The sequence below is a fragment of the Micromonospora mangrovicola genome (genome assembly GCF_047200535.1).
Lineage (GTDB): Bacteria > Actinomycetota > Actinomycetes > Mycobacteriales > Micromonosporaceae > Micromonospora.
Window position 1 is genome coordinate 80942 of record NZ_JBJZOG010000002.1, and the last position, 24948, is coordinate 105889.

The 24948-nt window shown below is 74.3% G+C and carries 22 protein-coding genes and 1 riboswitch; of the genes, 16 read left to right on the forward strand and 6 right to left on the reverse strand.

Features of this window, described 5'->3' with window-relative positions; translation table 11 throughout:
- The first annotated feature begins 19 nt into the window (after window positions 1–19).
- Complete coding sequence (gene truA, locus ACL02O_RS01305) at window positions 20–853, forward strand: tRNA pseudouridine(38-40) synthase TruA (RefSeq protein WP_412816046.1); 834 nt, start codon at window positions 20–22, stop codon at window positions 851–853.
- Window positions 854–883: 30 nt separating this feature from the next.
- Here truA and ACL02O_RS01310 read toward each other — a convergent pair whose 3' ends face one another.
- A complete protein-coding gene (locus ACL02O_RS01310) occupies window positions 884–2002 on the reverse strand; it encodes a hypothetical protein (protein ID WP_412816047.1) in 1119 nt (372 codons plus the stop codon).
- Window positions 2003–2127: 125 nt separating this feature from the next.
- Here ACL02O_RS01310 and ACL02O_RS01315 point away from each other — a divergent pair, with 125 nt between their 5' ends.
- The 11 genes from ACL02O_RS01315 (at window position 2128) to thiC (ending at window position 12541) form a co-directional block, all read left to right on the forward strand.
- Window positions 2128–2733 (forward strand): class I SAM-dependent methyltransferase, encoded by a 606-nt coding sequence (locus ACL02O_RS01315; protein WP_412816048.1) that lies wholly within the window; start codon window positions 2128–2130, stop codon window positions 2731–2733.
- 41 nt (window positions 2734–2774) lie between these two features.
- Complete coding sequence (locus ACL02O_RS01320; RefSeq protein WP_412816049.1) at window positions 2775–4454, forward strand: ATP-binding cassette domain-containing protein; 1680 nt, start codon at window positions 2775–2777, stop codon at window positions 4452–4454.
- Complete coding sequence (locus tag ACL02O_RS01325) at window positions 4451–5248, forward strand: nucleotidyltransferase domain-containing protein (RefSeq protein ID WP_412816050.1); 798 nt, start codon at window positions 4451–4453, stop codon at window positions 5246–5248. The genes ACL02O_RS01320 and ACL02O_RS01325 overlap by 4 nt, the downstream gene beginning before the upstream one ends.
- A 124-nt stretch (window positions 5249–5372) precedes the next feature.
- On the forward strand, window positions 5373–6335 hold the full coding sequence (locus ACL02O_RS01330; protein WP_412816051.1) for an aldo/keto reductase: 963 nt from the start codon (window positions 5373–5375) through the stop codon (window positions 6333–6335).
- Window positions 6336–6579: 244 nt separating this feature from the next.
- Window positions 6580–6688: riboswitch (TPP riboswitch) on the forward strand.
- Window positions 6683–7309 (forward strand): thiamine phosphate synthase, encoded by a 627-nt coding sequence (gene thiE / locus ACL02O_RS01335; RefSeq protein ID WP_412816052.1) that lies wholly within the window; start codon window positions 6683–6685, stop codon window positions 7307–7309. It overlaps the preceding riboswitch by 6 nt.
- Window positions 7303–8484, forward strand: a complete 1182-nt coding sequence (gene thiO / locus ACL02O_RS01340; protein WP_412816053.1) for a glycine oxidase ThiO — start codon at window positions 7303–7305, stop codon at window positions 8482–8484. Before thiE ends, thiO begins: the two co-directional genes overlap by 7 nt.
- Window positions 8475–8675, forward strand: coding sequence for a sulfur carrier protein ThiS (gene thiS / locus ACL02O_RS01345; protein WP_412816054.1), 201 nt, complete (start codon window positions 8475–8477; stop codon window positions 8673–8675). The genes thiO and thiS overlap by 10 nt, the downstream gene beginning before the upstream one ends.
- Window positions 8672–9451 carry a thiazole synthase gene (locus ACL02O_RS01350; protein ID WP_412816055.1) on the forward strand — a complete coding sequence of 260 codons (780 nt, stop codon included), beginning with the start codon at window positions 8672–8674 and terminating at the stop codon, window positions 9449–9451. The genes thiS and ACL02O_RS01350 overlap by 4 nt, the downstream gene beginning before the upstream one ends.
- A gap of 86 nt (window positions 9452–9537) precedes the next feature.
- Complete coding sequence (locus tag ACL02O_RS01355) at window positions 9538–10146, forward strand: thiamine phosphate synthase (protein ID WP_412816056.1); 609 nt, start codon at window positions 9538–9540, stop codon at window positions 10144–10146.
- Window positions 10143–10937, forward strand: coding sequence for a bifunctional hydroxymethylpyrimidine kinase/phosphomethylpyrimidine kinase (gene thiD / locus ACL02O_RS01360; RefSeq protein WP_412816057.1), 795 nt, complete (start codon window positions 10143–10145; stop codon window positions 10935–10937). The genes ACL02O_RS01355 and thiD overlap by 4 nt, the downstream gene beginning before the upstream one ends.
- 11 nt (window positions 10938–10948) lie before the next feature.
- Window positions 10949–12541, forward strand: a complete 1593-nt coding sequence (thiC, locus tag ACL02O_RS01365; protein WP_412816058.1) for a phosphomethylpyrimidine synthase ThiC — start codon at window positions 10949–10951, stop codon at window positions 12539–12541.
- A gap of 48 nt (window positions 12542–12589) precedes the next feature.
- On the opposite strand, the gene ACL02O_RS01370 is transcribed toward thiC, so the two are convergent.
- The 4 genes from ACL02O_RS01370 to ACL02O_RS01385 form a co-directional block, all read right to left on the reverse strand.
- Window positions 12590–15331 carry a hypothetical protein gene (locus tag ACL02O_RS01370; RefSeq protein ID WP_412816059.1) on the reverse strand — a complete coding sequence of 914 codons (2742 nt, stop codon included), beginning with the start codon at window positions 15329–15331 and terminating at the stop codon, window positions 12590–12592.
- 64 nt (window positions 15332–15395) lie between these two features.
- Window positions 15396–15692 (reverse strand): cupin domain-containing protein, encoded by a 297-nt coding sequence (locus ACL02O_RS01375; protein WP_412816060.1) that lies wholly within the window; start codon window positions 15690–15692, stop codon window positions 15396–15398.
- On the reverse strand, window positions 15689–16639 hold the full coding sequence (locus tag ACL02O_RS01380) for an LLM class F420-dependent oxidoreductase (protein WP_412816061.1): 951 nt from the start codon (window positions 16637–16639) through the stop codon (window positions 15689–15691). The genes ACL02O_RS01375 and ACL02O_RS01380 overlap by 4 nt, the downstream gene beginning before the upstream one ends.
- A gap of 2 nt (window positions 16640–16641) precedes the next feature.
- Window positions 16642–17481 carry an ABC transporter ATP-binding protein gene (locus ACL02O_RS01385; protein WP_412816062.1) on the reverse strand — a complete coding sequence of 280 codons (840 nt, stop codon included), beginning with the start codon at window positions 17479–17481 and terminating at the stop codon, window positions 16642–16644.
- A gap of 288 nt (window positions 17482–17769) precedes the next feature.
- On the opposite strand from ACL02O_RS01385, the gene ACL02O_RS01390 reads away from it, so the two are divergent.
- Together ACL02O_RS01390 and ACL02O_RS01395 are read left to right on the forward strand one after the other, a co-directional pair.
- Complete coding sequence (locus ACL02O_RS01390) at window positions 17770–18801, forward strand: ABC transporter substrate-binding protein (protein WP_412816063.1); 1032 nt, start codon at window positions 17770–17772, stop codon at window positions 18799–18801.
- A 111-nt stretch (window positions 18802–18912) separates the two neighbouring features.
- Window positions 18913–19746 carry an ABC transporter permease gene (locus ACL02O_RS01395; RefSeq protein ID WP_412816124.1) on the forward strand — a complete coding sequence of 278 codons (834 nt, stop codon included), beginning with the start codon at window positions 18913–18915 and terminating at the stop codon, window positions 19744–19746.
- 142 nt (window positions 19747–19888) lie between these two features.
- Here ACL02O_RS01395 and ACL02O_RS01400 read toward each other — a convergent pair whose 3' ends face one another.
- Entirely contained in the window at window positions 19889–21070 is a 1182-nt protein-coding gene (locus ACL02O_RS01400; protein ID WP_412816064.1) for an ABC transporter substrate-binding protein, read from the reverse strand.
- 448 nt (window positions 21071–21518) lie between these two features.
- Here ACL02O_RS01400 and ACL02O_RS01405 point away from each other — a divergent pair, with 448 nt between their 5' ends.
- Window positions 21519–24530 carry a sensor histidine kinase gene (locus tag ACL02O_RS01405; RefSeq protein ID WP_412816065.1) on the forward strand — a complete coding sequence of 1004 codons (3012 nt, stop codon included), beginning with the start codon at window positions 21519–21521 and terminating at the stop codon, window positions 24528–24530.
- The gene (locus ACL02O_RS01410; RefSeq protein ID WP_412816066.1) at window positions 24527–24934 is read left to right on the forward strand and encodes a roadblock/LC7 domain-containing protein; all 408 of its coding nucleotides are present in this window, start codon (window positions 24527–24529) and stop codon (window positions 24932–24934) included. The genes ACL02O_RS01405 and ACL02O_RS01410 overlap by 4 nt, the downstream gene beginning before the upstream one ends.
- Window positions 24935–24948: the final 14 nt, after the last annotated feature.

Sequence of the window (24948 nt, forward strand, 5' to 3'; positions counted from 1 at the left end):
CGTGAACGGGAGGTACGAAGTGGACGAGCGGACCCGGCTGCGGCTGGACGTCTCGTACGACGGCGCCGACTTCTCCGGCTGGGCCGCCCAGCCCAGCCGGCGCACGGTGGCCGGCGTCCTGACCCAGACGCTGGACCTGGTGCTCGGCGCGGGCACCGCGACGGGGCTGACGGTGGCTGGCCGGACCGACGCCGGCGTGCACGCCAGCGGGCAGGTCTGCCACCTCGACCTGCCGACCGAGGTGTGGCGGCAGCACGAGGGGCGGCTGCTGCGCCGGCTGGCCCGGCTGCTCCCGCCCGACGTGCGGGTACGCGCGATGACCGAGGTGCCGGCCGAGTTCGACGCCCGCTTCTCGGCCACCTTCCGCCGCTACGAGTACCGGGTCACCGACGCCCCGTGGGGTGCCGAGCCGCTGCGCCGCACGGACACCCTGGCCTGGCCGAAGCCGCTGGACCTGGCGGCGTTGAACGCCGCGGCGGCCGGGCTGGTGGGGGAGCACGACTTCGCCGCGTACTGCCGGCGCAAGGAGAACGCCACCACGCTGCGCGAGGTGACCCGGTTGGACTGGCGCCGCGACCCGGACGGGATCCTGGTCGCCACCGTGCAGGCCGACGCGTTCTGCCAGAACATGGTGCGCAGCCTGGTCGGCGCGATGCTGGTCGCTGGGGACGGGCGGCGGCCGGTCGAGTGGCCGGCGAGCCTGCTCAGCCGCCGGGAACGGTCCAGCGAGGTGACCGTCGCACCGGCCCACGGGCTGGCCCTGGTCGAGGTCGGCTACCCGGTCGACGCCGCCGGCTACGCCTACCGCGCCGAACTCACCCGCCGGCTCCGGGTGCCCGTCGCCGAGGGCTGAACGGGGACGACGGGCCGCTGGCGGCGTCTCTCAGTTGCCGGTGCCGTCCTGGCCGGTGACGCCGTCCGTCGGAGCGTCGGTGGGCTGGCTCGCCACCCCGCCGTTCGCCCGGCGGTCGAGCACCCCACGGTTCAGGTAGAGCTCGATCAGGTCGTAGAGGATCTCGCGGGCCTTGGCGTCGGTGGAGCCGATCCGTTCCCCGTCTGCCCGAGTGACCAGGCAGTACGCGATGTAGTGGCCGCGGACCTGCCAGCCGACCCGGGCGGCGGCCTTGGCCACGCTCTCGGTGCCGTCGCCGGCCGCCAAGCCACGGAACCGGCCCTGCCGCCCGTCGAGCATCGGCCGGATGCGGTCCCGGGCGCGTTGGGCACTGGCCACGTCGGTCAGGTTGAACAGGCCGGTCGTGAGCAGGTACCTCCCGTCAGGGGAGCGGAGCGTGGCCCGGACCACCTGGCTGCAGCCGAGGCGGACCAGCAGGTCGGCGATCTCGCCGGTGGCCGCGACCGCGCAACTGCCGCTGGAGCTCGTCCGCAACACGTCGTACGCCGGCTGGCCGTCGGTGACCACCAACTGCCGGCCCGGGAAGACTTCCTTGACGGAGAGCGCCAGCTGGTCGGTATCCCGGGAGTCCAGCTCTGTCCCGTCGGCGACGGCGGACTGTTCCACCACCGGTTGGCCGGTGGGGGTGCCGGCCTGCGGGGTGCCGGTGCGGTCCTGGAGCAGGGCGGCGACGGCCAGCCCGCAGAGGGCGAGCAGGACCAGGACGGCGGCCCCGCCGATCAGTGCCTGCCAGGTCCGGCCGCCGCGCCGACGTTCGTCCCGGCGGGTGCGGGGCAGGTCCAGCGGCTCGGTCGTCCGCAGGCCCGGGTTGTGTGCCGGGCGGGACGTGGCGCTGGTGGTCGGCTGCGGCACCGGGATGGTGACCGGTGCGGGGGCGGGTTCGGCCATCGGATGGGCCGGGGCCGGCGGGTAGGCGACGTCGGCTTCCGGCCGGGTGGGCCGGACCGGTGGAGGCAGGGACGGGGTCGGGAAGCGGGACGGCGAGGGCCCCGCCGGCGGAGGCGGCGTGGCACCGGACATCGACGGGTCCGACCCGGGCCTCGGATACTCCAGGAAGGCGTCCTCATCGGACTCGTACCGATACACCATGTGAGCCACCCTAGGGGGCGATTATCCCTTTAGTGGGTAATTCCGGGAAATTCCGGCAGAGTGGCGTCATCTCCGCCCGCCACACCGCCGTCCGGCCCCGACTGAGCGGTGCGACAATTCCCCACGTGACCGGCGACCACTACTTCACCGCTGAGCCCGCGACCGCCGCCCGGCCGCGCGAGGTCGACTTCTCCGTCGCCGGGCGCGACTACACCCTCACCTCGTCGAGCGGGGTCTTCTCGGCCGACCGGCTGGACCCCGGCACCGCCGTGCTGCTGCGCAAGGCCGAGCTGCCGGCCGGCGACGCCACCGGTCCGCTGCTCGACATCGGCTGTGGCTTCGGCCCGATCACCTGCGTACTGGCCAGCACCGCGCCGGCCGCCACCGTCTGGGCGGTAGACGTCAACCAGCGCGCCCGTGAGCTCACCGCCACCAACGCCGCCCGGGTCGGCGCCGCCGAGCGGGTACGGGTGGTCCCGCCGGACGGCGTACCGGACGACATCTCCTTCGCCCAGATCTGGTCCAACCCGCCGATCCACGTCGGCAAGGCCGAACTGCACGGACTGCTGCTGCGCTGGCTGCCCCGGCTCGCCCCGGACGGGGTGGCCTGGCTGGTCGTCGCCCGGCACCTCGGTGGCGACTCGCTGCACAGCTGGCTGGTCGAGCAGGGCTGGCAGGTGGCGCGGCACGCCAGCCAGAAGGGCTACCGGGTGCTGCGGGTCACCCGGTAATCGAGTGTCGCCCGTCCCGGCCCCTCGGGCAGGATGCCCGGGTGGGATACGTGGACGTGGCTGGGGTCGGGCACATCCTTCCGGACGGCCGGGAGCTCTTCGCCGACGTGTCGTTCCGGGTCGGCGAGGGCGCCAAGGTGGCCCTGGTCGGCCCCAACGGCGCGGGCAAGACCACCCTGCTCCGGATGGTCGCCGGTGACCTGGTGGTGAAGACCGGCGCGATCGCCCGCTCCGGTGGGCTCGGCGTGATGCGGCAGTTCATCGGCATGATCGGGGACGAGTCCACGCTCGCCGACCTGGCGCTCTCGCTCGCCCCGCCGGCGCTGCGCGACGCCGGCCGCCGGCTCGCCGAGACCGAGGCGGCCATGCGGGTGGCCGAGGTCCGCGGCAAGTACAGCACCGCCGCCGGCAAGGCCCAGCTCGCGTACGCGGACGCCCTGGCGGCTTGGGGCGAGGTCGGCGGGTACGACGCGGAGGTGCTCTTCGACACCGTCGCCACCGTCGTGCTCGACCTGCCGTGGGACGCCGTTCGGGACCGTCCGGTGCGGACCCTCTCCGGCGGCCAGCAGAAGCGCTTCGCCCTGGAACTGCTGCTCCGCGGCCCCGAGGAGGTGCTGCTGCTCGACGAGCCGGACAACTTTCTCGACGTGCCCGGCAAGCGCTGGCTGGAGGGGCGGCTGCGGGAGTCCGGCAAGTCGGTGCTCTACGTTTCGCACGACCGGGAGCTGCTGGCGCAGACCGCCGACCGGGTCGTCGCCGTGGAGGGCGGCAGCGCCTGGGTGCACCCGAGCGGCTTCGCCAGTTGGCACGCCGCGCGGGTGGCCCGGCACGCCCGCCTCGACGAGCTCCGCAAACGCTGGGACGAGGAGCACCAGAAGCTGCGCGAGCTGGTGCTGATGTACAAGCAGAAGGCCGCGTACAACTCGGACATGGCCTCCCGGTACCAGTCGGCGCAGACCCGGCTGCGCAAGTTCGAGGAGGCCGGACCGCCGCCGGTGCCCCCGAAGGACCAGGACATCCGGATGCGGCTGACGGGCGGGCGGACCGGCAAGCGCGCGGTGATCGCCGAGCAGCTCGAACTGGACGGCCTTACCTACCCGTTCGACCTGGAACTCTGGTACGGCGACCGGGTCGCGGTGCTGGGCGCGAACGGGACCGGGAAGTCGCACTTCCTGCGCCTGCTCGCCCGCGGCGGCACCGATCCGGACCCGGCCAACACCCCGGTCGACGGCGCGGCGGCGCTCGCGCCCGTCGCGCACGACGGCGTGGTACGCCTCGGCGCGCGGGTCCGGCCCGGGCACTTCTCGCAGACCCACGACCGGCCCGAGTTGATGGAGAAGGCGCTGGTCGACATCCTGTGGCGGGGCGACGAGCACCGGGCCGGGATGGACCGGCACGCGGCGATGGCGGCGCTGTCCCGGTACGAGCTGGCCGGGCAGGGCGACCAGCGCTTCGGCACCCTCTCCGGCGGGCAGCAGGCGCGCTTCCTGGTGCTGTTGCTGGAACTCTCCGGCGCGACGCTGCTGCTGCTCGACGAGCCCACCGACAACCTCGACCTGGCCTCCGCCGAGGCCCTCGAAGCGGGCCTGGCCGCGTTCGAGGGGACGGTGATCGCGGTGACCCATGACCGCTGGTTCACCCGCTCCTTCGACCGGTTCGTGCTGTTCCGGGGGGACGGCGAGGTGGTGGAGACCCCGGAGCCGGTCTGGGATGTCGCGTGATCGGCGAGGAGCTGGTCGACCGGCTCTGCGCGGTCGACGGGGTGGTCGCGGTGGCGCTCGGCGGAAGCCGGGCCCGGGGTGACCACCGGCCCGACTCCGACTGGGACCTGGGGCTCTACTACCGGGGAGAACTCGACGTGGCCGGGCTGCGGGCGGTGGCCGCCCCGGTCGCCGACGACGAGGTGCGGCTCACCGGGCCGGGCGGCTGGGGGCCGTGGGTCGACGGGGGCGGCTGGCTGCGCGTCGGCGGGGTGGCGGTCGACTGGATCTACCGCGACCTGGACCGGGTGCACGCCGTGTGGGCCGATTGCCGGGCCGGCCGCTACACCGTCGGCGTGCAGCCCGGGCACCCGCTCGGTTTCTACTCCCACGCGTACGCGGGGGAGGTGGCGCTCGGCCGGCTGCTCGGTGACCCGACCGGGGAGCTGACCGCGTTGCGGGCGGAGACGGTCTCCTATCCGCCGGCACTCGGTGCGGCGCTGGTGGCCGGTGGCTGGGAGGCGGGCCTCCTGCTCGACGGGGCGGCGAAGGGCGCCGCGGGCGGCGACGCCGGGTATGTGGCCGGCTGCCTGTTCCGTGCGGTCGGGGTGCTGGTCCACGCCCTGCACGGCCGGGCCGGGCGGTGGCTGGTCAACGAGAAGGGCATGATCGCCTCGGCGGGGCGGCTGCCGGGCGCGCCGCCCGACTTCGCCTCCCGGGCGCAGGCCCTGCTCGGCGCGGTCGGGCGTACCCCGGTGGAGCTGGCCCGGACGCTGGCGGAGGCGCGGGGGCTGGTCGCCGACGTGCTCGGTTGAGGGGCCGGTGGTCGGCGGCGGCGAGGTGTCGGGGCCGCTACGAACCTGATGTCGTGAACGACTCACCCGGGAGGCCGACCGGGCCCACCGGCGCCGCCGGTGGTCCCGTGGCGGGCGGCATAGGGTGGATCTCGTGACTGAGATGACCTACCGCCGGTTGGGCGACTCCGGGCTCGTGGTGTCCGTGGTCGGCATCGGCTGCAACAACTTCGGCCGCAAACTCGACCTCGACGGCACCCGCGCGGTGGTCGACGCCGCGCTCGACGCCGGGATCAACTTCTTCGACACCGCCGACATCTACGGCGAGCCCCAGGGCGGCTCCGAGGAGCTGCTCGGCCAGGCGCTCAAGGGACGCCGTGACGACGTGGTGGTCGCCACCAAGTTCGGCATGGACATGCACGGCCTCAACGGGCCGGACCACGGCGCCCGGGGTGCCCGCCGGTACATCGCCCGCGCGGTCGAGGCGTCGCTGCGCCGGCTCGGTACCGATCACATCGACCTGTACCAGATGCACGAGCCCGACCCGGAGACCCCGATCGACGAGACCCTCGCCGCGCTGGACGACCTGGTCCGCGCCGGTAAGGTCCGCTACCTCGGCAACTCGAACTTCGCCGGCTGGCAGATCGCCGACGCCGACTGGACCGCCTCCTCCCAGGGCCGTACCCGGTTCATCTCCGCACAGAACCACTACAACCTTCTGCAGCGGTCCGTCGAGGCGGAGGTCGTCCCGGCCTGCGAGCGGTTCGGCCTGGGCATGCTGCCGTTCTTCCCCCTCGCGAACGGCCTGCTCACCGGCAAGTACAAGCGGGGTGAGGCGCCCCCGGCCGGCAGCCGGCTCTCCGGCGGCGGCCGCTACGCCGAGCGGCTGGCGGCGGCGGACTGGGACACCATCGAGGCGATCGAGGCGTACGCGGCCGAGCGCGGGCTCACCGTGCTCCAGGTGGCCATCGGCGGGCTCGCGGCCCGGCCGGCGGTGACCTCGGTGATCGCCGGGGCCACCACCGCCGCGCAGGTGCGCGCCAACGCGGAGGCGGGCACCTGGCAGCCCACCGACGAGGACCTGGATGCCCTCGACGCCCTCCTCTGACCGGGATCTCCGCTGCCCCGGCGCCGACGGCGCCGGGGCAGCGTGCTGTCCGGCCCGGAACGGCAGGTGCGACACCGGAGCGGCAGGTGCGACAACCGTCGGGGGCAGGTGCGGTCAAGGGCATCCGGACAGCATGGCGTGAATGGACGGTCACCCGTTGTCCCGGCCCTCCATGCGGGACGGTGGGTGGGAAAAGTGTCACCCGCCCTTGGCGGATCCCGGGGAACGTCGTACGGTAGGCCGCAAGTGACCCACGGGAGCCCGGTGCACCGGGCTGAGAGGGGGGCTGGAAGCCCCCGACCGTCGAACCTGATCCGGGTAATGCCGGCGCAGGGAGGAGTGTTGCCGTGCCGTCCCTGGGACGACTGCATCTGATCACCGACACCCGGCCGGGGCGGGACCCGCTCGGCGTGCTGCGCGCCGCCCTGCCGGTGGCCCGTGCCGAGCTGGTCGTCCAGGTCCGGGTGGAGGACGACGCCACCGACCGCGAGGCGTACGAGCTGGCCCGGCAGGTGGTCGCGCTGTGCCGGCCGTACGGGGCGTCGTGCCTGGTCAACGACCGGCTGCACGTGGCGCTGGCGGTGGACGCCGCAGGTGGCCACGTCGGGGCGGACGATCTGCCGGTGGGGGCGGCCCGCCGGGTGCTCGGTGCCGGCGCCGTGCTCGGCGCGACCGCCCGGGAGCCGGTGGCCGCCGCGGAGGCGGTCGCCGCCGGCGCGAGCTACCTGGGTGTCGGCCCCTGCCACGCCACCACCACCAAGACCGGGTTGCCCGATCCGATCGGCCTGGAAGGGGTACGCGCGGTCGCCGCGGCGGTGGCGGTGCCGGTGATCGCGATCGGCGGGGTGACCGCCGCGGCGGTGCCGGCGCTGCGGGCCGCCGGGGCGTACGGGGTGGCGGTGGTCGGGGCGCTCTCGCAGGCGGGTGATCCCGCCCGGGCGGCGGCCGAGCTGCTCGGGGCACTCGCGTGTTGAGCGGGGGGCCCTCCCCCACCGGAGGCGTCAACCGGGGGCCCGCTCGCGCGGACGTCGCCGTGGTGGGGGCGGGGCCGGTGGGGCTGGCGGTCGCGTGGCGCTGCGCGCAGCGCGGGCTGCGCGTCGTCGTCCACGATCCGGCACCCGGCTCCGGGGCGTCGCACGTCGCCGCGGGCATGCTGGCACCGGTCGCCGAGGCGTACTTCGGCGAGCGGAAGCTGACCGGGCTGCTCGCCGAGTCCGCCGCCCGCTGGCCCGGCTTCGCCGCCGAGCTGGCCGAGGCCGCCGGGGCCGAATTCGGGTACCGCACCGACGGCACCCTGGTGGTCGGGCTGACCGCCGACGATCTGGCCGAGGCGGGCCGGCTCTGGACGTACCAGCAGGGACTGGGGCTGCCGATCACGCCGTTGCGCCCCTCGGAGCTGCGGGACCGCGAACCGGCGCTGGCCCCGCGGGTGCGCGGCGGCGCGGTCGCCCCCGGCGACCATCAGGTCGACCCGCGCCGGCTGGTCACCGCGTTGCGGGCCGCGGCCGAGCGGGCCGGCGCGGTGTGGCGGCCCGGCGCGGTCGGTGACCTGTCCCAGGTGGACGCCCGGGTCACCGTGGTCGCCGCCGGTTGCGGCGCGGCGGCGCTCACCGGGCTCCCGGTCCGGCCGGTGAAGGGCCAGGTGCTCCGGCTCCGCGCGCCCGGTCCCGGCGCACCGGACTTCCGGCACGTGATCCGGGGGTACGCGGACGGCGAGTCGGTCTACCTGGTGCCCCGGGACAGCGGCGAGGTGGTGGTCGGCGCGACCGTCGAGGAACGTGCCGACACGGAGGTGACCGGCGGGGCGGTGCTGCGGCTACTCCGCGCGGCCGTGGACCTGGTCCCCGGGCTGGCCGAGTACGAGCTGGTGGAGACGTCCGCCGGGCTGCGTCCCGGCACGCCGGACAACGCGCCGATCCTCGGGGCGCTGCCCGGCCGGCCGGGCGTGCTCGCCGCCACCGGACACCACCGGCACGGCATCGTGCTCACCCCGGTCACCGCCGACCTGGTCACCGAGCTGATCGTCACCGGCGAGCCGGACCCGCTGCTCGCCCCCTTCACCCCCGACCGGTTCGCCGGCGCCGCGTCGCCGGCCACCGTGGGCCGGGGCCGGCCCGCATCCGCCAGCGAGGAGGAGACGTGCAACTGATCGTCAACGGTGCCGGGCGTGAGGTGCCCGGCGGGACGAGCGTCGCGGACGTCGTCCGCACGGTCACCGACCAGCAGCGCGGACTCGCCGTCGCGGTCAACGGCGAGGTGGTGCCGCGCGGTGGCTGGTCGGCGACCGTGCTGCGGGACGGCGACCGGGTCGAGGTGCTCAGCGCCGCCCAGGGCGGGTGAGCGGGATGCCGTTCGAACTCGGCGGGGTCGACTTCGGCTCCCGGCTCATCCTCGGCACCGGCGGCGCGGCCAACCTGCACGTGTTGGAGCAGGCCGTCCGGGCCTCCGGTACCGAGCTGGTCACGGTGGCGTTGCGGCGGGTGGACACCGCCCCGGGCACCGCGGGCGGGCTGCTCGACCTGTTGGACCGCTGCGGCGTACGGGTGCTGCCGAACACGGCGGGTTGCCATACCGCGGCGGAGGCGGTCAAGGTGGCCCACCTGGCCCGGGAGGCGTTCGGCACCGACTGGGTGAAGCTGGAGGTGATCGGGGACGAGCGCACCCTGCTGCCGGACGGGGTGGAGCTGCTGCGGGCGGCGGAGGAACTGGTCGCGGAAGGGTTCACCGTGCTGCCGTACACCTCGGACGATCCGGTGCTGGCCCGGCGGCTGGCCGACGTGGGGTGCGCGGCGGTGATGCCGGCCGGCGCCCCGATCGGCTCCGGGCTGGGGGTGAGCAACCCGCACCACATCCGGCTGATCCGGCAGAGCGTGGCCGTGCCGGTGATCCTGGACGCCGGCATCGGCACCGCCTCGGACGCGGCGCTCGCGATGGAGCTGGGCTGCGACGCGGTGCTGCTGGCCAGCGCGGTCACCCGGGCGGCGGACCCGGTGGCGATGGCCACCGCCATGCGGTACGCGGTGACGGCCGGGCACCTCGCCCACCGGGCGGGCCGGATCGCCCGCCGCTTCCACGCCCTCGCCTCCACCCCGGACGACGGGCGGCCCGAGCTGTGACGCGCTCGTCGGCCGTCGCGGTCGCGGACCCCGGAGAAGGGCGGCCCTTCCGGGGGCCGCAACCCGCCGAGATCCCGCGTGCTGCCGTGCCGTCGGGCGTGGTGCTGCTGACCGACCGGCGGATGGCGCGGAGGGCGCTCGTCGAGGTGGTCGCGGGGGCGGTCGCCGGGGGAGTGCGCTGGGTGGTGCTGCGGGAGAAGGACCTGCCGCGCGCCGAGCGGGCCGCCCTCGCCGTCGAGCTGCGCGCGATCCTGGCCGGCGTCGGCGGAACGCTGGTCGTCGCCGGACCCGACCCCCTCGACGGGGACGCCGTGCACCTGCCCGCCGCCGGCCCCTACCCGCCGCCGCGCGTCGGCCTGGTCGGCCGCTCCTGCCACGACGAGGCGGAACTCGCCCGGCTCACCACCGAGGACTACGCGACGCTGTCGCCGGTCTTTCCGACCAGGACCAAACCCGGTTACGGCCCGCCCCTCGGCGCGGCCGGACTCGCCGAGCTGATCGACGCCAGCCCGGTCCCGGTCCTGGCCCTCGGCGGCATCGAGACGCCCGAGCAGGTGACGGCGTGCGTCGGGGCAGGCGCCGCCGGGGTGGCCGTGCTCGGCGCGCTCATGCGAGCCGACGACCCCACCCGGACGGCCACCACGCTGGGCAGCGCCTTCAACGAGGCGGTCACCGCAAGCCGGGGGGACGAGTGACGCCGAAAACGATCCTCACCATCGCCGGCTCGGACTCCGGCGGGGGCGCCGGCATCCAGGCCGACCTCAAGGTCTTCGCCGCCCTCGGCGCGTACGGCACCAGCGTGCTCACCGCCGTCACCGCGCAGAACACCCGGGACGTCGACGCCGTCCTGCCGCTGCCCCCGCAGACCGTCCGCGACCAGCTCGACAGCGTGCTCGGCGACTTCGCGGTCCGCGCGGTGAAGACCGGCATGCTCGGCACCCCGGCGGTCGCCGAGGCGGTGGCCGAGGCGGCACGGGCCGGCCGGCTGCCCCGGCTGGTCGTCGACCCGGTGCTGGTCGCCACCAGTGGACACCGGCTCGGCGTGGTGGAGGCGGTGGAACGGCTGCTCCCGTACGCCGAGGTGGCGACGCCGAACCGCGCGGAGGCCGCGGCGCTCACCGGACGCCGGGTGGGCACGGTCGAGGAGATGGTCGCGGCGGCCGAGGCCCTGGCCGCCGGCGGCCCGGCGCACGTGGTGGTGACCGGCGGGGACGTGGACGTCGACGGCGAGTCGGTGGACGTGCTGGTCGGTGCGGGGACGACCACGCTGCTGCGGGCGCCCCGCGTGGCCACCCGCCACAACCACGGCACCGGATGTTCATTCTCGGCGGCGATCGCCGCTCGGCTGGCGGCCGGCGACCCGGTGCCGGTCGCGGTCGCCGCCGCCAAGGAGTACGTGACCCGCGCGCTGACCGGTGCGCGGCACTGGGAACTGGGCGCGGGACGCGGCCCGCTGGACCACTTCGGCTGGTCCTGTCGACCATGAGGGAGGCTGTCATGCAGGCACGTCGCAAGGTCTACGTGGAGGGGTCGCGGTCGGACCTCCGGGTGCCGTTCGCCGAGGTGGACCTGGCCGGGGGGAACCCGCCGGTCCGGCTCTACGACACCTCGGGTCCCGGCTCCGACCCGGAGGTCGGGTTGCCGCCGCTGCGCGGGCCGTGGATCGCCGGGCGGGGCGACGTCGCCCCGGCGCGGGGCGCCGGGACGCCGCTGGCGGGCGTGGACGGGAAACGCCCGACGCAGCTCGCGTACGCCCGGGCCGGGGTCGTCACGCCGGAGATGGAGTTCGTTGCGATCCGGGAGGGCGTCGCGCCGGAGTTCGTCCGCGACGAGATCGCGGCCGGGCGGGCGGTCCTGCCGCTCAACGTCAACCACCCGGAGTGCGAGCCGGCGATCATCGGCAAGGCGTTCCTGGTGAAGGTGAACGCCAACATCGGCACCTCGGCGGTCACCTCCTCGGTCGCCGAGGAGGTCGAGAAGCTGACCTGGGCCACCCGGTGGGGAGCGGACACGGTGATGGACCTGTCCACCGGCAAGCGGATCCACGAGACCCGCGAGGCGATCGTGCGGAACTCGCCGGTGCCGATCGGCACCGTGCCGATCTACCAGGCGCTGGAGAAGGTCGGCGGCGACCCGGTGAAGCTGAGCTGGGAGGTGTTCCGGGAGACCGTCGTCGAGCAGGCCGAGCAGGGCGTCGACTACATGACGGTGCACGCCGGGGTGCTGCTGCCGTACGTGCCCCTCGCCGTGGACCGGGTGACCGGAATCGTCTCCCGGGGCGGTTCGATCATGGCGGCCTGGTGCCTGGCGCACCACGAGGAGAACTTCCTCTACACCAACTTCCGCGAGCTGTGCGAGATCCTGGCCCGCTACGACGTCACGTTCTCGCTCGGGGACGGGCTGCGGCCGGGGTCGATCGCGGACGCCAACGACGAGGCGCAGTTCGCCGAACTGCGGACCCTCGGCGAGCTGACGAAGGTGGCCTGGGAGTACGACGTCCAGGTGATGATCGAGGGGCCGGGTCACGTGCCCATGCACAAGATCAAGGAGAATGTGGACCTCCAGCAGGAGTGGTGCCACCAGGCCCCGTTCTACACGCTCGGTCCGCTGACCACGGACATCGCGCCCGCGTACGACCACATCACCTCGGCGATCGGCGCCGCGATGATCGGCATGTTCGGCACCGCGATGCTCTGCTACGTCACGCCGAAGGAGCACCTCGGGCTGCCCGATCGGGACGACGTGAAGGCGGGCGTGATCGCCTACAAGATCGCGGCGCACGCGGCCGACCTGGCCAAGGGGCACCCGGGGGCGCAGGCCTGGGACGACGCGCTCTCCAAGGCGCGGTTCGAGTTCCGCTGGGAGGACCAGTTCAACCTCTCGCTGGATCCGGAGACCGCGCGGTCGTACCACGACGCGACGCTGCCGGCGGAGCCGGCGAAGACGGCCCACTTCTGCTCGATGTGCGGGCCGAAGTTCTGTTCGATGAAGATCACCCAGGAGTTGAAGGACTACGCCGCGCAGGGGATGAAGGACAAGTCCGAGGAGTTCGTCTCCGCCGGTGCGCGGGTCTACCTGCCGCTGGCCTGACCGCCCGCCGGGGGCGGGCCGGTCGCGCCGCCGGCCCGCCCCCGGCGGTCAGTCGCGGTGGTGGCGGCCGGTGCGCAGCGTACGCGCGTCGCCGGCGGTGTCGTCCGAGGCGAGGCCGGCGACCCAGTCGACGTACTCGTCGTCCTGCGCCGGCGAGCCGGCGTCGCGGTCGGCCTCGGGTGCCTCGGCCTCCTTGGCCCGGTTGCGCCGGAACAGGCCCCGCCGCAGCTTCGCCCTACCGCCGGCGGGCTCGCCCGCCGTCTCGCCCTGGGCTGCCGGGTCCTCCCCGGCCGGCGGGTCTTCGGTGGCCGGCGGGTCTTCGGCGGACGGCGGCGTCCCGGCGGAGGCTGCGGCGTGCCGCCCGCCCTCCGTGGACTCCGGGGAGTCCGGGGCGGTGGGGGCGTGCCGGGGGGTGGCGAGGGCGTCCCAGGCGGCACCCCGCCCGAGGTCCGGCAGGGCGCGGTGGCGGGGGCGGGGCGCGGGCTCGACCCGGGCCGGCTCGGTCGCCGCGTCGTCCGGCCCGGTGGCGCCGGTCGTGGCGCGGTCCGTGCCGGCGTCGCCGGTCGGCTCGCCCTTCCGGTTCGGCGCCCCGATCGGCCAGGCCGGCCGGACGTTGCCCGGCCCGTCCGGCACGTCGTCGAAGATCGAGAAGCGGGGGTGGGGCGGTGCCGGGGCGTCGACCGGGCCGGCGGGTTCGGCCCCGACCGGCTCCGGGTCGACGAAGAAGGTGCGCCCCTCCGGCCGCCCCCCGGTGGTGGCCTCCGGCGCGCCCCCGGCCGGCGTGTCGGGCGTCCCGGCGGGCGGCGGTGTGGCGGGGGAGTCGGCCGGCTCGGTGGCCGCCGTCGCCCCGGCCCGCTCCGGGCTGGTACGGCCCTTGCGCGGGCGCTTGGCCCGGCCGGCCGGGCGCGGCCCGGTCGACGTGGGGCGGTCGGCGCCCGAGATCTCGGTGGCCGGCGGTGCGGGCCGCGCCGGGTCCGCCGCAGCCGGGCGGGTGGCGGACGTCGCCGTGGCCCGGCCCGCGCCGGCGCCCCCCGTGGCACGCGACGAGGACCGCCGCGACCGGGTACCGGTGGGGGAGGTGGCCGGCGGGCCGGCGGGGGTGGTGCCGGGACCCTCCGGCGCGGGCGGTGCGTCCGGCGTCCCGGACCCCGCCGCCGGCCCGGCCGGTTCCGGCGTCGAGGGCGGTGCGAGGTCCGACGTCGATCCGGCGGGTTCGGCGGTGGCGGGCGCCGGGAAGTCCGCCCGTCCGGTCGGTGCCGGATGGTGCTCGGCGGACACCCGCGGCGACGTGGCGGCGGAGCCGGTCGGGCGACCCGCGGCCAGCACGTCGATCGCGGCGGTGCGCCGCCCGGGTGGCAGCAGCCCCGGCACCGGCAGGGACCGCGTCAGGCCGTCGGCGTCGCGCCCGGCGACCGGCGACTCGTCCCCGAGCGGCTCGTCCGCCCGGTTGGTCCGGGCCGGTTCGGGCGTGCCCGGGTCGGCGACCGCCCTGGGGTCGTCCGGCGGCGCAGCGTCGAGCCGGTCGGCCGCCATAGGCTCGTTCGGGCCCGGCGCGTCGGGCCGGCCGGTCCGCGTCGGCTCGTCCGAACCCTTTCCGGCGGCCGGGCCGGCTTGCGCGGGGTCGCTCCGCTCGTCGGCCGCGACCATCGCCTCGTGGCGGGTGTCCTGGCCAGCGAGGACCTCGCCCCGCTGGGCGCGGGCCGCCGGTGCCGGCGTGACACCGGTGGGCGCCGGCCAGTCCCAGTGGGCGGGGGTGTGCCGGCCGGCCCCGGTGGGGCCGGTTGCCCAGTCGCCGGTGGTGCGCGCCGGTCCGTGTTCCGTACCGTCCGGGCGCCTGGCCAGGACCGACGCCTCGGTGGTCGGGCTGCCGGGGACCTCGGGAGACGCGGGCAGGGGCTGGAGGATGTCGGTGGGCTCGAGGGCGGCGGACCCGGCCCCGGTGGCCGGCCGGCGCAGCACCGTGGCGGCGGTCGAGCCGAGCGCGCCGGCGGCGATCGCGATCAGCGCACCGTAGTAGGGGGCGAGCTGGTAGCGGTCGGCCGCGTCGCCGGGGCCGGCCGTCAGGTAGGCGAAGGCCAGCAGCACCGGCCCGGCCACCCCGGCCGCCCCGCCGGCCAGCGGCAGGTGGCCGCGGCGACGGGCCAGCGCACCGACCGCCGCGCCGGCGAGCAGGGCCACCGTCGGCAGGATCAGCATGGCCAGGCGCTGCGCCACCCCGGCGTCCAGCCAGGACGGTTCGAGGACTCCCAGGCGTACGGTGTGCAGCGGCCGGGCGGCGGTCACGGTCGGCGCGACGGAGAGCAGCGCCAGCAGCCAGACGGCTGCGGCGGTCAGCACGATGTTCCACCCGAACGGCGGTTTGAGCAGGACGGCGATCGAGGCGCCCGCCCCGACCACCGCGCCGAGGATCGCGCAGATGCCGACCGCCCACACCGGGTCGACGGTGCCGCCGAGTTCGGCGGCGCGGGCCGGCTGCATGCAGAGCGGTGCGACCACCGTCGCGCCCAGCGCGGCGGCACCGGCGACGGAGAGCTGTTCGGTGGCGCCCGCCGGGAACCGGTCCCGGCGGGCGATGCGTTCGGTGAGCACGGCACCGGCCACCGCGGCGACCGCCGCGAACCAGCCGACCCAGGCGAGCTGGGCGGGCCACCGGTTGACCGAGCCGTCGGCGAACGCGCCGTCGAGGCGTACGACACCGAAGCCGTACGCGATGCCGAGCTGGCCGGCCCCGGCCAGCACGCTCACCCCGAGCGCCGTGAGCAGCAGCCTGCTCCACGTCCGAAAGGCCATGCCGGGCACGTTACGGCCAGGTGCGGCCCGCCGCCACTTACTCGCCGAGGTGACGTCGGCGGGGTTACTTGAGCTCGACCAGGCGGGCCAGGTAGGTGGTGTCACCGACGTTGGTCAACATGTGCACGGCGCCCGGGTCGCGGTAGACCACCCCACCGGTCGGCTCGTCGGCGTCGATCGTCGTGCCGTCGACGGTCTGCACCACGTTCTTCGCGCCCCGGATCGCCACCACCAGGTACGGATGGTCGTGCCGGTGCAGCGGCTGCCGCTCGCCCGGTTCCAGCCGGATGTGCCAGACGCGCACCCGGTCGTTCTCGTAGACGATCTCCTGGCCCACCGGGCCGAGCGCGAGGTCGGTCATCGGGTCCCGTCCAGTTGGGGGAGCACCTCGGCGGCGATGAGCTCCAGGTGGTCGAGGTCGTCGAAGTCGATCAGGCGCAGGTGCACCCGGGTGGTGCCGCTCGCGGCGAACTCACCTAGCCGGTCGACGAGCCGGGCGGGCGAGCCGACCACCGGGTCCTCCGGCGGCAGGGCGCTCTTGACGTGCAGCGGGGCGGCCCGGCGCTGCGCCTCCGCGTCGGTGCGGCCGATGGCCACCACCACGCCGGCGGAGAGCACCAGCGGTGCCCGACCGGACGCGGTACGGCCGGTCCGGTCGCACGCCTCGCGGACCCGCCGGTAGGCGGTGGCCGTCTCGGCGACGCTCTTGAACGGCATGTTGAACTCGTCGGCGTACCGGGCGGCCAGCTCGGGGGTCCGTCTCGGGCCGCGCCCGCCGACGATCACCGGCGGGCCGGGCCGTTGGACCGGCTTCGGCAGCGCCGGCGCGTCCACGAGCTGGTAGTGGTCGCCCTTGAAGCTGTACGTCTCGCCGGGCGGGGTGCGCCACAGCCCCGTGACGACCTCGAGCTGCTCGGCCAGCCGGTCGAACCGCTCGGCGACCCCGGGGAACGGGATGCCGTACGCGGTGTGTTCCCGCTCGTACCAGCCGGCGCCGATGCCCAGCTCGACCCGGCCACCGCTCATCTGGTCGACCTGGGCCACCATCACGGCCAGCGGGCCGGGCGGCCGGAAGGTGGCCGAGGTGACCAGCGTGCCGAGCCGGATCCGGGAGGTCTCCCGGGCCAGCGCGGCGAGGGTCAGCCAGGCGTCGGTGGGCCCGGGCAGCCCCGGCTCGTCGCCCATCGCCTGGTAGTGGTCGGCCCGGAAGAAGCCCTCGAAGCCGGTCTCCTCGACCCGCCGGGCGAACCGGAGCTGGTCGTCGTAGCTGGCCCCGCGGTGCGGCTCCGTGAAGACGGAAACCCGCATGCTCACTGTCCTCCCGTGCCGGTCGGTGCCGGCTTCTCCGTCGGCTCGGCCGGCTTCGCCGGACCGGCCGGCGCGGGTACGTCCGGGACGTCCCGCTCCATCAGTAGTTCGTGCAGCTCGGCGCTGACCCGCGCGACGTCGGCGAGGTGCTCGTGGCGACCGAGGGTGCGCGGTCGGGGCACCTTCACCTCGACGATCTCGCGGACCCGGCCCGGACGCGGGCTGAGCACGACGACCCGGTCGGCGAGCAGTACCGCCTCGTCGATCGAGTGGGTGACGAAGACGATGGTCGCCCGGGTCTCCATGTGCACCCGCTGGAGTTCGCCGGCGAGCTCCTCGCGGGTGAGCGCGTCGAGCGCCGAGAACGGCTCGTCCATGAGCATCACGCGCGGCTCGCCGATCAGCGACCGGCAGAGCGAGACCCGCTGCTGCATGCCGCCGGAGAGCTCGTGCGGCAGGCGCTTCTCGAAGCCGCCCAGCCCGGCCATCTCCAGCAGCGCGCGGGCGTGGTCGCGGTGCTTCGCCCGGCTCCAGCCGAAGATCTCGACCGGGAGCAGGACGTTGTCCAGCACCGAGCGCCAGGGCAGCAGCGCGGGTCGCTGGAACAGCATGGCGATGTCCCGGCGTGGCCTGGTGATCGGCGTACCGTCCACGGTGATCTCACCGGCGGTGGCCGGGAGCAGGCCGGCGATCATGCGGAGCAGCGTGGACTTGCCGCAGCCGGAGCGGCCCAGCACGGCGACGAACTCGCCTTCGGCCGCCTCGAGGTCGATGTCGCGCAACGCCTCGACGCGCCCCGAGCGGCCGTCGAAGGTGCGGGACACCCCGGACAGTCGGATCATCTCGCCGCCGGCTCCCTTCCACGTGCTGAACGCGAGCCGGGCTAGCGTAGCCGGAAACGATCCTTATAGCACTGTCCGGGGTGGACGTCAGCCCACTTCCCGTCAGGCAACTTCGTTTCCGTTCCGCAACCGTACGCCCGGGCGTCGTCGCGCTGAGCTTCTCGTACGCTGTTGCGCGCGAAGAGTCCCCTCACGACGGTCCTGTCGGCTGCCCCCTCCTGCCGACACCGTCGGACCCACGACCCGTCCGGGCGAACATGGCCTGGTCGGAAAGGACATGGTGCACTGATGAGAAGGCTGACCCGTACGGTCGCCGCCGCCGCGCTGGCCACCGCCCTCGCCCTGGTCTCGGGTTGCAGCAGCGACTCGGACAAGTCCGGGGAGACCAAGGCCGCGGGTGGCGCGACCCTGGAGAAGGTGACCTACCTCACCTCGTTCGGCAACTTCGGGCGTGACTCCTACGCCTGGGTCGCGAAGGACAAGGGTTTCTTCAAGGAGGCCGGGTTCGACGTCGACATCAAGCCCGGCCAGGGCACCGGCTCGGTCATCCAGACCGTCACCGGCGGCCAGGCGGACTTCGGCCCGATCGACCTGACCGGTGGCATCCTCCAGCTCGGCAACGGCCAGGCCAAGGACTTCGTCGCGGTCGCGGCGATCCAGCAGCGCACCATGGCCGCGATCGTCTCGGTCGAGGGCAAGAACATCGCCACTCCGAAGGACCTGGAGGGCAAGAAGCTCGCCGACACCCCCACCTCCGTCGTGCGCAATCTCTTCCCGACGTACGCCCGGCTGGCCGGCATCGACGCCAGCAAGGTGACCTGGGTCAACGGTGAGGCGCAGACCCTGATGGGCACGCTGGCCTCCGGCACGGTCGACGGCATCGGCCAGTTCGTGGTCGGCCAGCCGACCGTGGCGGCGGTGACCAAGAAGAAGCCGGTCGTGCTGCCCTACAGCAACGTGATGCAGGACCTCTACGGCAACGCGCTGATCACCTCCACGAAGATCGCCAAGGAGAAGCCGGAGATGGTCAAGCGCTTCACCGCGGCGCTGCTCAAGGGCCTGGAGTACGCCCTGGCCAACCCGGAGGAGGCCGCCCAGATCCTGAAGAAGAACGTGGACGCCACCAACGAGCAGGCGGCCGCCGCGGAGCTTCAGCTGATGGCCGCGTACGTCCGGTCCAGCAACTCCGGCACCGCGCTGGGCACGCTGGACAGCGGCCGGGTCGCCAAGAGCATCGCCCTGCTCCAGGGTGCGGGCGCGCTCAAGGGCAACCTGACCCCCGACCAGATCATCGACTTCAACCTCGCGCCGAAGGCCTGACCGGTCGGCTCGGACAACGGGGGTGCGCACCGGCCGGGGGTTCCGGCGGGGCGCACCCCCTTCGCGTGCCGGCCGTACGGCCGGCCGAGAGAGGAGGACACGTTGGCGCAGTTGACCGGAGTCCGGGCGGGGACGTCGACGCCGGACCCGTCGGCACCGGCCGCCCCCACCCGGCTCGGCGTACGCCCGGCGACGGTGGTGCTGCCGGTGCTCGGCCTGGTGATCGCGGTGGGCCTCTGGTGGCTGGTCAGCTCCGGGCTGCACCTGGTCCACCCGGCGGCGCTGCCACCGCCGGGGGCGGTGTGGCACGGGATGACCGGGGCGGCGCACGTCCTGTTGCCGGCGCTCGGGATCACCGCCTGGATGACCCTGCTCGGCTTCCTGCTCTCGTCGGCGGCCGGCGTGCTGATCGGGACGGCGCTGGCCGCCTCGCGCCCGGTGGAGCGGATGTTCGCGCCGCTGCTGGTGGCCGTCAACGCCGTGCCGAAGATCGCGTTCGGTCCGCTGCTGGTCGTCGCGGTCGGCTGGGGGCAGAAGCCCATCCTGACCATGGTGTTCCTGCTCTGCTTCTTCCCGATCGTGCTCTCCACCGCGACCGGTCTGACCACCACCCCGGCCGACATGGCCGAGCTGGCTCGCTCGCTGAACGCGTCGTGGTGGCAGTCGTTCCGAAAGGTGCGCTTCCCGGCTGCCCTGCCGCAGATCTTCGTCGGGCTGAAGGTGGCGATGCCGCTGGCCGCGATCGGCGCGGTGATCGGGGAGTTCTATTCGGACAAGCCCGGCCTCGGTTACCAGATTCTCCAGTACAACGGGATTGGCGACACCGCGACGGCGTGGGCGGCGATCGTGCTGGTCGCGGTCATGAGCATCCTGCTCTACTCCGCCCTCACCCTGGTGGAACGCCTGACTCTCCCCTGGGTGCGAGCCACCACCTCCGCCCGCTGACCCGGCGCCGGCTGTAGATATCCGAGATCGATCCCAGGTGGGGCCCGCCATGACCGCCCGGAGCCGGGCATGGCGGGCCCGACCCCGGCTTCTGACCGCCCGGAGCCGGTTGTGCCGGGGCCGACACCCCGACCGGCGGCCACTAGCCAGCCAGGCGCCAGCGCCCACCCCGAGCCACCAACGTCGTCAACGCCTGCGGCATCAGCCCCGAGTGGTTGTCCGGCGTCATCCGGATCGGGCCGGTGAGGCCGTCGAGCTGCGACGTCTCCAGGACGTCGCGCAGCACGTCCCGGTCGACCCGCCCCGGGTCGCCACCGGCGCGCAGTTCGGCTTCCGCGATGAGCTGCACCGCGTCGGCGGCGAACGAGGAGAACCCGTTGTAGCCGCCGTAGCGGGCGGTGTAGTCCTGGAACCACTGCCGCCGGGCCGCCTTGGCCGGTGTGGTGGCGATGACGTCGTCGATCACCATGGTCTGGGTGAAGATCAGCGTCGCCCGCTCGGTCGAGCGGGAGGCGGCGCCGAGGAAGAGGTCGCCGGCGGCGGAGGCGTCGAAGAAGAGCGACCCGGCAAAGCTGTCCTGCCGGGCGGCGGCCGCGGCCAGCGCCGCCTGCTCCGGGGGCGTCCAGACGATGAGCGCGTCCGGCTTCTTCTCGACCAGGGCGGCGACCTGGCTGCTGACGTCGGTGTCGGTGGTGCGTACCGCCTCCGAGCGGACGAGCCGGAGGTCGGTCTTGTCGAACTCGCGGTCGAGCGCGGCCAGCCCCTCCTGTCCGTAGCCGTCGGCGCTGTGCAGTACGGCCACCTTGTCCAGCCGGCGCCGCTTCAGCTCGGTGGTGAGCGCGGCCGCGCTGTCGGCCGCGTTCGGGGCCAGCTTGAAGACGTACCGGCGCTGGGCGACCGGCTCGGTGATCGCGCCGGAGGAGGCGAGTGCGATCGTCGGAATGCGCTTCTCGCCGATGGTTCGGACCGCACCGGTCGCGCATTCGTTGCAGCCGCCCATGATGATGGCGCTGACCCGCGAGTCGGCACTGAAATCATTGATGTTGCGCAAGGACTCAGCGGCGTCGGAGCGGTTGTCCTTCACCTCGAGCTTGATCTTCCGAGTGCCCAGTGCACCGGAGGAGTTCAACTGCTCGACCTTCAGTTCCAGTGCCCGTTGGTACACCTTGCCGATCGGCGCGGAGGCGCCGGAAAGTTCGAGGTCCGCAGCGATCACGATGGGGCTGGTGTTCTGCTGCTCCCTGCCGAACTGGCAGCCGGTGAGCGTTGCGGCCAGTACGGCCGATGCGAGCGCCGCGATGCTCGCGGAGCGGATGGGGCTCAACTCAGTCCTCCAGGTGCGGCGCGGGTGTTTCCCCCGGTCACCGCCGCTCATCCGTCCTCAGTGGAGGAACGGGATTGATGTGCCGTACGGTGTGCGCGAAGCCTGCAAAACCTTGCCAATGCCGGGCCGTGTGGTCAAGCGCGGATGTCGGGACCAGTTTCGGGACGCCCGTCCCACATGTTGGGGTAACGGAGTGTTAACCGACAATTACCGCCCAGCTTCGTCTGACCACTCTGGAGTTACATGCCCTGTTCAGGGGCTTGGGAAAATGAAGGTATTAGTTGACCGCTGCACGGGTTGAGTCATCGTCGACCGTTTCCTGTCTCACTGCGGCTTCCCAAACAGGATTCCGTCTGATGAAATCGCGGCCGTGCCGCGCGCGGCGCTGGCCGCCGCACCAGGCACGGGTCGGCGGGTCAGGCGTGGAAGATACGACGGAGGCGATGTCGTGAGCACCGGACCTACGACCCTGCCCGAGAGTCATGGTGCCGACCGGCGAAACCGGCGACGACGACTGCCTCGGCTGCGTGACGCGCGGATCCGGTCCAAGCTCGCGCTCATTTTGGTCGTTCCGGTGGCCGCCGTCATCGCACTGGCAACTATCCGACTCGTCTCGGTCGGTGAGGGCGCCTACGAGGCCAGCCGGATCCACTCGCTCACCGCACTGTCGATCGACGTCTCGGCGCTCACCCAGGACCTGCACAAGGAGCGGATGGCGGCGGCCGCCTACCTGGCCGCGGCGAACCAGAAGCCGGACGACTACAACCTGCGGGTGCGGCGCACCGACGAGCGGATCGCGGCGTACCAGGAGGAGCGGGGACGGCTCGGTGACGTGCCCGCCTCGGTCCGGGGCCGGCTGAAGGTCATCGAGGACCACCTGGCCACCCTGAACGGCACCCGCCAGGAGGTGCTGGACCGGCAGCAGATGCCGGTCGCCGAGGCGAGCCTGCGGTACGGCATCATCCTCAACGACCTCGTCGCGTACGGCGACACGCTCGCTCAGCAGCCCGGCGCGGAGAGCATCGCCGACGCCCGGCGTGCGGTGGCCGCGTTCTCGCACGCCAAGGCGGAGGTCGCCGAGGAGCAGGCGGTTGCCTTCACCGCGCTGGCCGGCGGCCGGCTCGACGAGGAGCAGTTCTCCTCCTTCGTCGCCACCCTGACCGGCCAGCAGGAGGCGCTGCTCTCCTTCTCCCGTGCCGCCGAGCCCGCGCAACGCGCCCTGGTGGACGGCACGGTCTCCGGTGACGCGGTACAGCTCGCCGACCGGGTCGCCAACGACCTGTCCCGCTCGGTCGGCCAGGCCCCGCTGGTCACCCGGGACGAGGCCGCCGCCGCGATCGGCGCGGTCGACGACCTGATGCGGTGGACCGAGGTCCAGCTCCAGGAGCGACTGCTGGCCGAGGCCGACACGGTCCGGACGGACGTCCTCCGGCAGGCGGTCACGGAGAGCCTGATCGTCCTGCTCACTCTGGTCATCGCCGTGACCCTGGCCGTGGTGCTGGCCCGCTCGCTCAACGAGTCGCTGCGCCGGCTGCGCGAGGGCGCGCTGGCGGTGGCGAACCACGACCTGCCGGACGCGGTGAGCCGGCTGCAGAACGTCAACGCCATCGGCGACGGCGGCGTGGACGAGATCGTCCAGCAGGTCCGGGACCCGATCAAGCTGAGCAACCGCGACGAGGTCGGCCAGGTGGCCGCGGCCTTCAACGTGGTCCACCGGGAGGCCGTCCGGGTGGCGGCCGAGCAGGCCGCGCTGCGGACCAGCGTCTCGGCGATGTTCCTCAACCTGGCCCGGCGTTCGCAGAGCCTGGTCGACCGGATGATCGGCGAGTTGGACGCGATCGAGCGCGGCGAGGAGGACCCCAAGCGCCTCGCCCAGCTCTTCGAGCTGGACCACCTGGCCACCCGGATGCGCCGCAACGACGAGAACCTGCTGGTGCTGGCCGGGGCGGACTCGGCCGTGCCGCGCCGGGAGGACGCGCTCCTGGTCGACGTGCTGCGGGCCGCCCAGTCCGAGGTCGAGCTCTACAACCGGATCGAGTTCGGCACCGTCGACACCGACATCTCGGTCGCCGCGCACGCGGTCAACGACGTGGTCCGGCTGGTCGCCGAACTGCTGGACAACGCCACCCGGTTCTCCCCGCCGAACACCACGGTCGTCGCCGACGGGCGGCGGATCCGGGACTACGTACTGATCCAGGTCGAGGACCGCGGCCTGGGGCTGAGCGACGAGCAGCTCGACTCGCTGAACCGGCGGCTGGCCGCCCCGCCCACCGTGGACGTGGCCGCGTTCCGGCTGATGGGTCTGGCCGTGGTCAGCCGGCTCGCCTCCCGCTACGGCATCCGGGTGGAGCTGCGGCGCAACGTCGAGGGCGGCACCGTGGCCCAGGTGACCCTGCCGAACTCCGCGGTGGTGCTGCCGGCCAACCGGGGGCAGTCCCCGCTGCCCCGCTCGCGCCAGCCGCTCGCCGTCGAGCAGTCCCCACTGAACCAGCTCGGCTCGACCGCCGCCGACCCGCTGGCCGGCGTGGCCCGGGGCGGCACGGCCACTCTGACCGAGCAGTGGCGCAGCCCCGCCCCGCCCCCGGCCCGCTGGCAGACCGCCGAGGCGCGGGAGACCGGTCCGGACGTTCAGGTGGGCGGGGCGACCGATGCACTGCCGAGCCTGCCCACCGCCCCGGTCGCGTCCGCGCCGCCCGCGCCGTCGACCCCCGTCTCCGGTGCCGGCTACTCGCTCGGTACGCCGACCGCGGCGTACCCCGCGCTGGATGCGCTGCCGAAGCGGCCCCCGGCCGGGGAGGCGACCGGGCCGGCCGCCCCGGTCGAGGTCGCCCCGACGGCACCGCCGACCTACCAGCCCGCGTCGGCGTACCAGCCGGCCGCGCCGGTCGTGTCCCGCCCGGACCAGCCGGGCGAGGCGCCGATCTTCCGGGAGATGGAGGCCGTCTGGTTCCGCTCCCACGGCGAGGACGAGACGACCATCTTCACCCGGCCCCGGTTCGACGAGGAGCCGGCGCCCGCCGCAGCGCAGCCGGTCGCCGCGGCCCCGCCGCCACTGCCCGCCCGCACCCCGGGTGCCCGGGCGTCGGGGATGACCACACCTCCGCCGTACACTCCGCCGGCGGTGCCTTCCACACCACCCGCCGCCCCCGTACCCCCGCCGGCCCCGACCGCGGCGGCCGGCGCGGAGGCCTGGCGGACGGCGGCCGACGAGGGCTGGTCGCGGGCCAGCCGGGCCGCGGAGCCCGCCACCGGCGGCACCACCCGTTCCGGCCTGCCGAAGCGGGTGCCGCAGGCCCAGCTCGTGCCCGGCGGCATCGAGCCGAAGGGCGGGCGGGCCCACACCAAGCGCACGCCGGACGAAGTACGCGGCCTGCTGTCGGCCTACCACCGCGGTGTGCAGCGGGGTCGGACGGCCGGCGCGGACCTGAACAGCACCTCGACCAAGGAGACGAACCGATGAACAGGTCAGCGGCCATGCAGGACATGGGTTGGCTGCTCACCAACTTCGCCGACAGCGTGGCGGGCATCGCCCACGTGGTGGCGGTGTCCGCGGACGGGCTGCTGCTCGCCTCCTCCCGCGACCTGCCCACGGACCGGGCGGACCAGCTCGCCGCGATCACGTCCGGCGTGGTGAGCCTGACCGAAGGTGCCGCCCGGATGTTCAGCGCCGGTGGGGTGCTCCAGACGGTGATCGAGATGGACAGCGGATACCTCTTCCTCATGTCCATCAGCGACGGCTCGTCGATGGCGGTGCTCGCCGCCCGCAGCTGTGACGTCGGCCAGGTGGGCTACGAGATGGCGCTGCTGGTGGAGCGGGTCGGCCAGGCCCTCTCCCCGCTGCCGCGGGACGCCGTCCGGTCCTGACCGGGCGTCCGACG